Raw genomic sequence first — 12,337 nt, forward strand, 5'->3', positions numbered from 1 at the left:
TGATTTAAATTGAAAAAGAAAAGGAGCCAACCTACTATGAACAAACAGCAAGCAGCAGCTTCTCATATTCGAACGCTGCCCATTATTATCTCATTTATCACAGCCGGTTTTATTGGCCTGTTCAGTGAAACGGCACTAAATATGGCGCTGAGAAGCTTAACGTTAGACTTTGGAATTGAAGCGACGACAGCTCAGTGGCTGACAACAGGATATTTATTAACACTTGGTATTCTCGTACCAATTTCAGGACTCATTCTTCAATGGTTTACAACAAGACAGCTTTTCATGACATCGCTCGTCTTTTCGATCATTGGAACTTTTATCGCAGCAGTTGCGCCAGTCTTTAGTATTTTAATGGTGGCACGTGTCGTACAGGCAGTCGGAACAGCATTGCTTCTTCCATTGATGTTCAATACGATTTTGGTAATCATCCCGCCTCATAAACGAGGTAGATCTATGGGGATTATAGGTCTTGTGATCATGTTTGCACCAGCTGTTGGTCCAACAGTCTCTGGCCTTATTTTGAAATCGCTGACTTGGCATTGGATTTTCTGGATTTCACTTCCGCTATTAATAGCTGCACTCGTCTTTGGTTTTATCTTCATGCAAAATATTACAGAACCAACAAGACCGAAAATTGATATCTTATCGATTGTGCTTTCAACCATTGGTTTCGGAGGAATTGTGTATGGCTTTAGTAGCGCCGGTGAAGGCGGCGGCTGGAGCAGTATGCATGTGATCGTGGCAATTGTAGTAGGTGTCATTGGGATTCTTGTATTCTCTCTCAGACAGTTGAATATGAAGGAACCGATGCTGAACTTAAGCCCGTTTAAATATCCGATGTTTGTCATTGGGTTACTGCTGATCTTAGTGTGTATGATGGTGATGCTGTCTGCCATGATGATTTTGCCATTGTATTTGCAAACATCCTTGGCACTAACGACCTTTACAGCAGGTTTAATGCTATTGCCAGGTGGAATTATCAACGGTCTGCTATCTCCTATCATGGGTGGTTTATTTGATAAGTTTGGACCGAAATGGCTTGTGATTCCAGGGCTTGCGATCGTCGCAGCGACGATGTTAGGTTTCACCAATCTAAGTGTGAATACATCAATTGGATACATTGTGACTCTTCATATTACATTAATGGTCGGCATCGCGATGATCATGATGCCTGCACAAACAAATGGATTAAATCAGTTGCCGCCAGAGCTATATCCGCATGGTACAGCGATTATGAATACATTGCAGCAGGTGTCAGGAGCCATTGGTACTGCGGTCGGTATTTCAATCCTTTCATCAGGAACCCGCAGCTTTATGGAAAATGTGGCTGATCCTGCAAATCCGATGAACAAGCTGCTCGCCTTTACAAATGGCGTCCAGCATGCATTTATCTTTGCTGTGATCATGACAGTCATTGGTTTGATCATCGCTTTCTTCATTAAACGAGTGAAGGTAGAACAGCAAGTTTCATAAAACAGATGAAAAGCACTGAGGACTTAGCGCCGCAGTGCTTTTTTTATTTTCTCAATACTTGTTTCAAAGAGGGCGAAAATGGGGAGATAGATAAAAAGTGAACCAATGTGAATGTGCTGCTGATTCAGTAGAAGGAAAAGAGGAAAAAGAAACGAATGAGTTAAGAAGAAATAAATAAGACAGGAGACTGAGATCATGAACTTAGAAGAACAAATCAAAATCGCTGAGTCATTACGTCAACCATCTGAAGGTTCATTACCGAGTCAATCGGAACTAAAACCAGTCCATCCACCTGAAGTGAACAAAATGGAATATGACATTCCAACAAGTGCTGGCGAAACAAAGGTATGGGTATTTAAGCCAGTCAACACATCAAAGCAGCCGCTTCCTGTTTTTGTGAATTTACATGGCGGAGGATTTATTCTAGGCAGTGCTGAAATGGATAACCACTGGTGTCCGGTCATTGCAGACCGAGCCCAATGTATCGTCGTCAATGTCGAGTATCAGCTTGCTCCAGAGCACCCTTTCCCAGCCGCTCTTCATGAATGCTACGATGTGCTGAAGTGGCTGTATGAACACCCTGATGAGCTTCAAATAGATCCCAAAGCAATAGCCATTGGCGGACATAGCGCAGGAGGAAACTTGGCAACGGCTGCTTGTCTCTTAAATATTCAAAAAGGGAACCAACTCCCGATTGTCTATCAAGTGCTTGATTATCCGCCACTTGATTTAGCCACTGATCCAGCACAAAAGCCAGCATTTGAAGAAGCGATCCCAGTTGAAATGGCGAGGCTCTTTAATGCCTTCTATCTGCAAGGCCAAGATCCGCGCAATCCGCTCGTTTCTCCAATCTTTGCCGATCGTTCAGCCTTGGCACAAATGCCACCAGCTCTCGTTATCACAGCTGAAAGAGATTCGCTAGCTCAAGAAGCCGAACAATATGCGGAGAAGTTAAAAGAAGCAGGGATAGACGTCACGTACAGACAGTTTAAAGGAGTTCCCCACGCCTTCACGCATGCCGGAGATTTAGAAATAGCTGAAGAGGCTTGGCATCTCATGAGTGATCAATTGAAGAAGGCGTTTGAATAAGAAAGAAGCATTGATAGAAAAGCACAGAACCCAGCGGGTCTGTGCTTTATTGTTGTGAAGTGAATGAAAAAAATCAGATATATGCCTTCATTGTCGATATAATAGAAAGATAGAAGACGACTTAAAAAGGAGCGAATCTAATGGAAAAAGAGAATCTACAGGCATTTTGCCTTTCTTTAAAAGGAGTCACCCATGATTATCAGCCAGAATGGCAGGCAGATCGATATCATATTGGTGGAAAGATGTTTGCTATGATGGGCGGAGATGCGAATCGAAAGCCTGTGATCACTTTAAAATGTGACCCTCAACGTGCTGAAGAACTAAGAGAGATGCATGAGGGGATTATTCCTGGCTATTATATGAATAAGACTCATTGGAATTCCATCTACCTTGATGCAGACATTCCAGCTTCATTTGTAGAGGAGTTAATCGAACATTCCTACCAATTGGTTTTTCACAAATTAACAAAAAAATCTCAACATGACATCCTCCAACATGATGAATGAAGATAGACAAGCTAATCACCCCTGTGATTCTCTTCAAAATTGACTAGAGCGAAGTGCTGTCGTTATAATTTAACTAGTTAGAAGACGTTCATAGGGGGATATAAAATGAGCTATACAGTCATTACAGGAGCAAGTTCAGGTATTGGATATGAGGCGGCACTGGCCTTTGCAGCACGAGGCAAAAATCTTATTTTAGCTGCACGCCGGCTCGAGAAACTCCAAGAACTGAAGAAGGAAATTCTTGATCAATATCCCGATATCGAAGTAAATATACAGTCTGTCGATTTAACCGACATGGAGCAAGTGTATTCATTTTATGAATCATTGGCTGAATATGAGCTCGACACCTTCATTAATAATGCAGGATTCGGCCATTTCGGCTCGATAGGAGAACAGGATGTAAGTAAAATTGGAGATATGCTTCATCTGAATATCGAAGCCTTAACGATTTTATCCACTTTATTTGTTCGTGATTATGAGCAAGTAGAAGGGGCTCAGCTGATCAACATTTCTTCAAGAGCGGGCTATACAGTCGTCGGCAATGCCGTCACCTATTCGGCCACAAAGTTTTACGTGAGTGCCTTTACAGAAGGACTGGCACTAGAGTTGAAAGAAAAGGGAGCTAAGTTACAGGCAAAAATATTAGCACCTTCTGCAACAGAATCGGAATTTGCAAAGCGTTCATTAGATGTAGATCAATTCGAATATGAAGGCAATATCAAGAAATATCATACATCAAAAGAAATGGCAGCTTGTCTGCTCGAGCTGTATGATCATGAGAAAACAGTCGGTATTGTTGACGGCAAGACATTTGATTTTGAATTGAAAGATCCGATTTTTTCACATGCTGGTCCAAGTATGAAATAGAAATGACACATCACTGAGGGAAGATGTCCTCGGTGATTTTTTTATGGCATGATTGACTGTGTGGTAACCACATGGTTTAGACTATGTACACAAGGAGGGAATCTAGTGACGTATGTAACAAGTGGAGAAGTATGTAAGCTATTAAACATCACAAAGTATACGCTTCGTCATTATATAGAACAGGATCTCGTCCGCCCTGCGAAGGTCGCTCAAAATGGATACCAATTATTTGATGAAAAAGAAATTTACACCCTTTATCAAATCCTCTTCTTAAAAAAGGCGGGGTTTTCTTTAAAAGATATCAGCGAGAGCTTTTCGAAAGAACCCGGTATGACTCTGTCCTATCAAGGTATGCTGGATCAGGTCGAGAAGCAACTACAGGAATTGAGCGAAGTGAAACAGCGTCTGGAGCATATGCTGTCGATTCAAAACAGCCTTCAGCTTAATCAAACAACGACTCAAGATCGGCCAATTCGTTATTTAAAACAGATCCCAGATCATCTTCTAAAGAGTGAAACAGAGCTCGACTTTAAACAAATCGTTCACCAAAAGGAGCTGGATCTGTCTCTTTTTGAGGAGAGATATTATGTGATCAATCTGCAAGATGACTCAACCATTTCTTATTATGTATCAAATGAACAGGATTACGATGTGAGACTGGATGCTGGTTCTTACGCGGTCAAAAGTTTTTTAGCCGGGGATGAAAAGAAAGTCATTGAAGAAATTGAGGCTTTTCTACACGAAGCTCCGTTTGACCAGCCTTCTTATATGATCTTATATGAGAATGTACCAGTCTCTGTCACGTACCAAGATTCCATGGTGTACACAGTTGAACAGAGAGCGGGGAATAGAAATTGAAAAAAAGGATTTGGCTGATCATCGCAGTGGCGGCCTTCATTTGTATCACAGCATTTGTATTTTATGAAAACAGCTTCGCTATGAATGAAAAGGAAGTCGTCATGGAGACTGCGGATGGGACATTATCAGGTATCGTCACAACACCTAAGAAGGAGTCAATAAAAGGAATTGTCCTTTTTGTACACGGAGATGGTCCACAAAATGCCACATATGACGGAGGATACAGACCTTTAATGGAACGCTTTGCAAAGCAAGGCTATGCGTCTATATCATGGGATAAGCCCGGGGTGGGTCAATCAGAAGGAAACTGGCTGCATCAATCCATGGATGATCGTGCAAAGGAAGTAGAGAATGTGATCAAATGGGCGAAGAAAGAGCCCAATCTTCAATCAAAACAAATCATCTTATGGGGAGCAAGCCAAGCGGGCTGGGTGATCCCAAAAGTAATGACAGATCGAACCGATATCACAGCCTCCATCCTTGTCGGGCCTGCTGTCAATTGGATGAGACAGGGAAGGTACAATACACTTCAAACATTAAAAGAAGCGGGTGCATCTCAAGAACAAATTCAAAAAACACTCAAAAAAGAAGATGAGCAAAACAAATTATTAGAAGAAGGCGCGGCATTTCGCACATATCAAAAGAAAACGGACGATCAAGAGATGACAAAAGATCGTTATGAATTCATTCAAAAGAACATGAAAGCCGATGCCACTTCAGATATCAAGCGCATCCAATCACCGATCTATTTGGTTTTGGCACAAAATGACCGAAACGTAGATTCCGCAGAAACAAAAAGGATCTACGAGGAAGAAGTAGCACCTCAATGGTTGCATATTCAAACAATAAGAGACGTAGAGCATTCAATGCTGAATCCGCTCATTCATCATTCCAATGCCCTGATCACATTAGCAGCGATCGCCGCACCGAAAGACTTCCTGCTTAGCCAAGCGTACTTGGATCATTGTGAGCATATACTCGAGCAGCTAAAAACACCTTCACATTAGGTGTTTTTTTTATGCGTTCTTTGATAAAGCAAAGAATCAAAGATCCAGTAGATGAGACTGCTCATGATAACGATAGGTATAGATACTGAACTCCCAATACCATCGATCACAAAAAGCATGACAACCATTGCGATCAGTAAATAAGCAGCAAGATAAAGTGGATGGAAAGCCTTTGGCTGCAAAGAAAACAACAACTGCAAAGGAACCGCAAAGACGAAATAACAAACAAAAAAGATGGGAACGTAAAATACCATGAACGCAGGCTCTCCCTGAATCGGTGGATAGAAGCATACGAACAGACTGAGTAAAATCGAACTAAGGAATAGTGTTATTAGGATTTTGTGAAATGATTGAAGCTTTTGCAATATGTAAACTCCTTTTTGTAAAATTTACTATATTTTATCATAAATTGATGATCTAGCATCGTTTACTGTTAATAATTGAACAACCTCAATATTACCTTTTTAAAAAAATAGGTATTTAGATGTAAAGAAATGATTGTGATAATGACCTTTTTTCCTTTATTTGGTTCTGTAACTTTCGCCTCATGCTGATGAATGAAGGAATGTTATAAAGTAAACCCTATAGAAAGAGATCTAGCTTTGAATCCATCATATTTAAGAAAAGAGATGATCGAATGAACGTAACAAAATGGTTAGGTGCTGTCCTTCTTTCAGTTTTATTAATGTCGACAGCAGCTTGTGCCAATACAAGTACCCAAGAGAAAAATCAAAGCGAAAACGAAACCGCATCTAAGGAATCAAAGGACAAAACGACAGCCGTAGAAACAGGGAATAAGTCCTTGTCTAATATTAAGGTATTAGCGACAGGCGGGACGATTGCTGGCAGTTCAGACAGTGATACAGATACGACAGGATATAAATCTGGTTCACTTGGCATCGATAAAGTCATTGCTTCAGTTCCTCAGCTCAAGGATATTGCAAACGTAACAGGTGAGCAGGTGGCGAACGTAGGTAGTGAAAATGTGGATGATGCTCTTCTTTTAAAATTAGCTAAACGAGTGAATAAACTCTTAAACGATGATCAAGTCGATGGGATTGTCATCACACATGGAACAGATACACTAGAAGAGACCGCTTACTTTTTACATTTGGTTGTCAAAAGTGATAAACCAGTTGTAGTCGTTGGCTCAATGCGTCCAGCATCTGCTATCAGTGCGGATGGCCCGCTAAACTTGTATCATGCTGTCAAAATTGCCTCTACAAAAGAAGCAAAGGGCAAAGGGGTCATGGTCACATTAAATGACCGAATTGCATCAGCTCGTTTTATTACAAAGACAAACACGACGACAACCGATTCCTTCAAGTCTCTTGAGCAAGGCTATATTGGAGAAATTGCTGGTGAAGTGGTTTCCTTTTATAACGAACCAACAAGAAAACATACGTCTGAAAGTGAATTTGATGTATCAAAAATAAAAGAATTACCACAAGTCGATATTTTATACGGCTATCAAAATGATCAAAAATACATGTATGATGCAGCAGTAAAATCGGGGGCGAAAGGGATAGTCGTTGCCGCAGCAGGCAATGGAACGATGTCAACAGAAGCCATCAAAGGGGCAACAGATGCCGTAAAGAAAGATGTAGTCGTCGTGAGGTCAAGCCGTGCAGGAAATGGGATTGTGACCCATGAAAAAATGGATGATGAACATCACTTTGTCTCATCAGATTCATTGAATCCACAAAAAGCTCGCATTCTGCTTATGCTCGCTCTAACGAAGACAAAAGATCCAAGTAAAGTGCAGACATATTATGAAAAATATTAATGAAGAAAGGGACCCGAAGCTTCGGGGCTTTTTTATGCGTGCTCCTGATGATGCTCTTTTGCACGTGTTTTTAAAGAGAGTAAAATATCTCGCCAAATATCGTCTACATCTGTAAGAAAATGTCCCGCTTCATCGATATAATAGGTTTTGACGTTTGGAATGCTAGGCGCCATTTTTTCTATTTCGGCAAAAGGAGCCATCGCATCTTCTTTTCCATGCCATACATCAACAGGGATTTGTATATCCTTCATATCAAATGCCCACGGACGCGAGAGCAAATCTGGTTCATGAATACATTCATCCACCGATTGACGAGTGGCTTCGTGTAAATGTGTCATCATCATCTCTAATTGCTCTTCGGTTTGAAGAAATTGACGGTCCCATGGATGTAAATGCTTGTTCCCGTTTTTGGCCAGCTTCTTAAATTTCTCTGGTTTGTTCTCAATCATTTTTTTCTGAGAACGGTAGCTTGCTTTCAATAGCCAAGGGAACTTCTTACTGAGGAAAAAAGCCAATTTGTTTTCTTTGAGCATACTTTTAGGCGGTTTTCCGTCCTGAAATGGCGTTGTACTTGAAATCAGAGCGGCTGAAAGGACTCGGTTCGGCAATTGATAAGCACAGCCAGCAGCGAATGCGCCCCCTCCAGATACACCCATCACTGAAAAATGGTGAACGCCAAGATGATCTGCGACTTCCAACACATCTTTTGCCCAATCTAAAATCGTACGTTCAGGTTGAGGGGTAGATAAACCAAATCCTGGTCTGTCTAAACAGATGAGACGAACACCGAGCTCTTTAGAAATGGGGTCATCATCTAAAAACATCACTCTTGATCCAGGAGTTCCATGAAAAAAGAATACTGGAAACCCTTCAAGATCCCCGTATTCACACAAACCAATATGACGTCCATCTTGTAAATGAATACTATCCATACTTTCATCCCCTTAATAGTTTATCTAACTTAAATGTCGGAGAAAGAAACACCGGATTAAGGCGTTTCTTTGGCAATCTGATAGATTTTTTCGTATAGAGACAATAATGTTTTTAAATCTTCTTTTGGAAGCTTTGCATAGTATTTTTGAATGAGGTGCAATTGAATTTCTTCTGTATTCTTGTGAAAGTCATGACCCTTTTCAGCAAAATCAACAATGATTTCCCGCCGGTTATGTGGATTAATTTCTCGTTTGACATAGCCAAGTTGTTCAAGCTTTGATACAAGCTGGCTGGCGGCACTTGCCGAAATGGAAAAGTAATCAGCTAGTTCGTTGATTGTTCTTGTTTTTGTCCGTAATAATTCAAGTGTCAGCTCTTGTTTGGCTGATAAATCTGCATATTCATGTTTTAAAAATCGTTGATACTCTTCTACGTAGATGGAGCCTAGTGCATTCGAGTATTCAATGATTTTTTTACTGTAATGAATGATTTCTGCATCCAATGACATCACCTCTACTCCATTATAGGCAATGTTTATAGTTAAGTGAAGTTAAATATTAAGGGAATTTAAATGAGGAGATGGCATGAGTGATTGTTTCGACGACTTTTTCATTGTATTTTGAAAAAGATCCATTTATAATAAAAAAATAAACCAACTGGTCGGTTTTGAATTGTCCTGATGAAGAAAAGCAAGATAGAAGGGATTGTGAAAGATGACAAGTACACAAAGCGGGGCTGAAAAGAGCGAGAAGACGAAGCGAAAAATCGTCATCGCTTCACGTGATTTATTTGCAAAAAAGGGGTACTCAGAAACATCTGTGCGAGATATTCTAGAGGCGGCTGAGGTGAGTAAAGGCAACCTTTATCACCATTTTAAAGGAAAAGAGTTTTTGTTCCTTCATATCATGGAAGAGGATCACCTCTTGATGATGGAGACGTGGCATCAGGAAAAACAAACGATGCAACAGGCCATTGATCAGCTCGCAGGATTTGCAGAGCTGCTCAGTCAAATGGGCATTAACTACCCATTAATGAGAGCAAGTGAGGAATTTTGTGCAAGTGCCTTTACATCAGACGAGGTCATGGAACGGCTAAACAAGATTGACGCCGACTTTGATGATGTGATGAGAGACATCATACTTGAAGGTAACAAAGATGGCAGCTGGTCGATCCAGCATGTCGAGTCAACGGTGAAAATATTATTATCCGTTTTTTACGGATTAGACGTGTTGTATAAAAATGATCCAATCGAAGAGAAAAAAGAATTACAAAAACAAGCGATCTCATTGATTATTCACGGAATCAACCATCATGAGTAACAATTGAATCAATAAAGGGGAAACAAACATCATGCAAAAACCGATTCGTGAGCAAAAAGCTGTACTCGTTATTTTATTAAGTAACATATTTATTGCGTTTTTAGGCATTGGTCTTATTATTCCTGTCATGCCGCTATTCATGAATGTGATGCATCTAACAGGGAGTACGATGGGATACCTTGTGGCGGCGTTTGCTGTGGCTCAGCTCATTGCATCACCTATTGCAGGGAGATGGGTAGACCGCTATGGAAGAAAGATTATGATTGTGTCAGGACTATTTCTATTTGCGTTATCAGAACTCGTCTTCGGTCTTGGGACACACGTGTATGTGCTGTATTTTGCAAGGCTGCTAGGCGGTATTAGTGCGGCATTTATTATGCCAGCTGTGACTGCTTATGTCGCAGATATCACGACCGTTCAAGAAAGATCAAAGGCAATGGGATATGTATCAGCGGCCATTAGTACCGGCTTTATTATCGGACCTGGGATTGGCGGATTTATTGCAGAATACGGTGTACGCCTGCCATTCTTCTTTGCAGCAGGGATTGCCTTTATAGCCGTCATTTCGTCTATGCTTTTGCTGAAGGAGCCATTAACAAAAGAAGAGCGAGCGAAGCAGATGGATCAAGTGAAGGAATCGACCTTCTTTAAGGATTTGAAAAAATCGATCCATCCAAGCTATCTCATCGCTTTTATCATTGTGTTTGTCCTCGCGTTTGGACTGTCTGCGTATGAAACGGTCTTCAGCCTGTTTACAAATCATAAGTTTGGATTTGGTCCAAAAGATATTGCGGTGATTATTACGGTCAGCTCGATTGTGGCGGTTATCATCCAAGTGCTGGTGTTTGGGAAACTCGTTAATACCCTTGGGGAAAAAAGAGTCATTCAGCTCTGCTTGATTGTTGGAGCGGTGCTCGCTTTTGTTTCAACTGTCGTGTCAGGTTTTATGGTGGTGCTCATTGTCACATGTGTAATTTTCTTAGCATTTGATTTATTGCGTCCAGCATTAACGACCTTCTTATCAAAAATCGCTGGCAATCAGCAAGGATTTGTCGCAGGGATGAACTCTACCTACACAAGCCTAGGTACGATTTTCGGCCCAGCCCTTGGCGGGATTTTATTCGATCAAAATATACATTTCCCATTTCTATTCGCAGGTGTTGTCTTATTTCTCGGATTAGGCTTAACCCTTATTTGGAAGGGGAAGGCGACGGTTGTATCTAATTAAGGGCTCTAACTAGGGCTCTTTTTTTTGTTCCTGTGGATAGAGTATTGAAATAATCACAAAGTCCCTGTTGATGAGGTGTTATTCATGTTAACATGATACATATTTTTCCAAAATGCTAAAGGAGGATTTTTAATGCAAATTAAAGAGATTTTTTATATTCGGTGTATCTCGTGTTTGAGTGTTGTGCTCATTCATGCAATAGCCATTTTATCTAGCCCACAATCATCATCTATTCTTGTAGCACTACTCATGTTCAGTACACCGAGTTTTGTTTTCATTTCTGAGTTTTTATTGGCGCATTCTTATCCAAATGGTACACCTAAAGGATTTATGTGGAAGAGAGTGAAAGCCATCTTTTTCCCATTTGCATTTATTGGGATTGTCGATGGGTTTTTGTATTCTGCATCGTTAAATGGAGGGGCAGCTGACTTCTTTAAAAGAGCTTCAGCAAATGTCTTATTGGGAAATTATATTGGTTATTTTGTTCTGATTATTTTTCAATTTTACTTTTTGCATATGTTTTTTCACAAAATGGCTAAGCGTACCTCAGCCAAATGGGTATTGCCGATCTCCTTTATCATCACAGTTGGTTATTTAAGTGTCATGAACCTCGTCAAAATCCCACAACCTCAATTACCTAATCCAATGTTCGGCTTAGAATGGATTCCATTTCCAGGTTGGTTATTCTATTTTTGTTTAGCCTATTATTGTGGAGTGAATTATCAGCAGTTTATCACAAGAATTCATCATTTTAAGTATGCTGTGTATGGACTTGTTCTGATTTCAGCAGTGACCCTTCTAAGCAATACATATGTAGGCTTTTTCGAGCCTTCTTCTAAGAGGCCAGATGTTGTTCTTTATACAATCAGTATTGTCTTCTTATGCTTTCTCTTGTTTTCTAAAGTAAAAAGCGTTCCACCTTTCGTAGCTGTCATTAGTCAATATTCATTCACCATCTATTTGCTTCACGGGTATTTTCTAGGTATCTCTGTGTTACTATGGGGACAATTAAAAGATTATCCATTCTTTGTGGGGACATTCATAATATCAGCACTTGCAATTGCTGGACCTATCCTATTGTCTCGGTTAGCAAATCATTATAAATATGGCTATATGTTTGTCGGTAAAATCAACAGAACGAGACGAAAAACAGTCGCCTCATAAACGATTTAAAGGGGATCTTAAGAAGATGCCCTTTTTTTGTTGCCTAAAAGTACAGTGCTTTTTGCCCAAAAGTACAATTTTAATCGATCATCTCATTGCTTAGA

General features: G+C 40.4%; 13 protein-coding genes. 10 read left to right on the top strand and 3 right to left on the bottom strand.

Going from position 1 to position 12,337, the window contains the following annotated elements:
- The first annotated feature begins 36 nt into the window (after positions 1-36).
- The 6 genes from MHB83_RS07695 to MHB83_RS07720 all read left to right on the top strand — a co-directional run bounded on the left by MHB83_RS07695 (position 37) and on the right by MHB83_RS07720 (position 5,803).
- A complete protein-coding gene (locus MHB83_RS07695; RefSeq protein ID WP_050945631.1) occupies positions 37-1,476 on the top strand; it encodes a DHA2 family efflux MFS transporter permease subunit in 1,440 nt (479 codons plus the stop codon).
- 195 nt (positions 1,477-1,671) lie between these two features.
- Positions 1,672-2,565, top strand: a complete 894-nt coding sequence (locus MHB83_RS07700; protein ID WP_342496783.1) for an alpha/beta hydrolase — start codon at positions 1,672-1,674, stop codon at positions 2,563-2,565.
- A gap of 140 nt (positions 2,566-2,705) precedes the next feature.
- Positions 2,706-3,071, top strand: coding sequence for an MmcQ/YjbR family DNA-binding protein (locus MHB83_RS07705; protein WP_003213869.1), 366 nt, complete (start codon positions 2,706-2,708; stop codon positions 3,069-3,071).
- A gap of 105 nt (positions 3,072-3,176) precedes the next feature.
- Positions 3,177-3,938, top strand: coding sequence for an SDR family NAD(P)-dependent oxidoreductase (locus MHB83_RS07710; RefSeq protein ID WP_050945638.1), 762 nt, complete (start codon positions 3,177-3,179; stop codon positions 3,936-3,938).
- 105 nt (positions 3,939-4,043) lie between these two features.
- On the top strand, positions 4,044-4,796 hold the full coding sequence (locus MHB83_RS07715) for a MerR family transcriptional regulator (protein ID WP_342496784.1): 753 nt from the start codon (positions 4,044-4,046) through the stop codon (positions 4,794-4,796).
- A complete protein-coding gene (locus MHB83_RS07720; protein WP_342496785.1) occupies positions 4,793-5,803 on the top strand; it encodes an alpha/beta fold hydrolase in 1,011 nt (336 codons plus the stop codon). Before MHB83_RS07715 ends, MHB83_RS07720 begins: the two co-directional genes overlap by 4 nt.
- Here MHB83_RS07720 and MHB83_RS07725 read toward each other — a convergent pair.
- Complete coding sequence (locus MHB83_RS07725; protein ID WP_050945641.1) at positions 5,800-6,168, bottom strand: UPF0715 family protein; 369 nt, start codon at positions 6,166-6,168, stop codon at positions 5,800-5,802. The genes MHB83_RS07720 and MHB83_RS07725 overlap by 4 nt on opposite strands.
- A 272-nt stretch (positions 6,169-6,440) precedes the next feature.
- On the opposite strand from MHB83_RS07725, the gene MHB83_RS07730 reads away from it, so the two are divergent.
- Positions 6,441-7,589: a type II asparaginase gene (locus tag MHB83_RS07730; RefSeq protein WP_268459887.1), complete on the top strand. Its 1,149-nt coding sequence runs from the start codon at positions 6,441-6,443 to the stop codon at positions 7,587-7,589.
- A 32-nt stretch (positions 7,590-7,621) separates the two neighbouring features.
- On the opposite strand, the gene MHB83_RS07735 is transcribed toward MHB83_RS07730, so the two are convergent.
- Both MHB83_RS07735 and MHB83_RS07740 read right to left on the bottom strand, forming a co-directional pair.
- Positions 7,622-8,521: an alpha/beta hydrolase gene (locus MHB83_RS07735; RefSeq protein ID WP_340900884.1), complete on the bottom strand. Its 900-nt coding sequence runs from the start codon at positions 8,519-8,521 to the stop codon at positions 7,622-7,624.
- A gap of 56 nt (positions 8,522-8,577) precedes the next feature.
- Positions 8,578-9,030, bottom strand: a complete 453-nt coding sequence (locus MHB83_RS07740) for a MarR family transcriptional regulator (RefSeq protein WP_050945644.1) — start codon at positions 9,028-9,030, stop codon at positions 8,578-8,580.
- A gap of 205 nt (positions 9,031-9,235) precedes the next feature.
- Here MHB83_RS07740 and MHB83_RS07745 point away from each other — a divergent pair, with 205 nt between their 5' ends.
- The 3 genes from MHB83_RS07745 to MHB83_RS07755 all read left to right on the top strand — a co-directional run bounded on the left by MHB83_RS07745 (position 9,236) and on the right by MHB83_RS07755 (position 12,233).
- Positions 9,236-9,841, top strand: coding sequence for a TetR/AcrR family transcriptional regulator (locus tag MHB83_RS07745; protein ID WP_340900883.1), 606 nt, complete (start codon positions 9,236-9,238; stop codon positions 9,839-9,841).
- Positions 9,842-9,872: 31 nt separating this feature from the next.
- Positions 9,873-11,069 (top strand): MFS transporter, encoded by a 1,197-nt coding sequence (locus MHB83_RS07750; RefSeq protein ID WP_137055580.1) that lies wholly within the window; start codon positions 9,873-9,875, stop codon positions 11,067-11,069.
- 132 nt (positions 11,070-11,201) lie between these two features.
- Positions 11,202-12,233 (top strand): acyltransferase family protein, encoded by a 1,032-nt coding sequence (locus MHB83_RS07755; protein WP_340900882.1) that lies wholly within the window; start codon positions 11,202-11,204, stop codon positions 12,231-12,233.
- Positions 12,234-12,337: the final 104 nt, after the last annotated feature.

Source organism: Bacillus sp. FSL K6-3149 (assembly GCF_038630515.1).
GTDB lineage: Bacteria > Bacillota > Bacilli > Bacillales > Bacillaceae > Bacillus > Bacillus pumilus.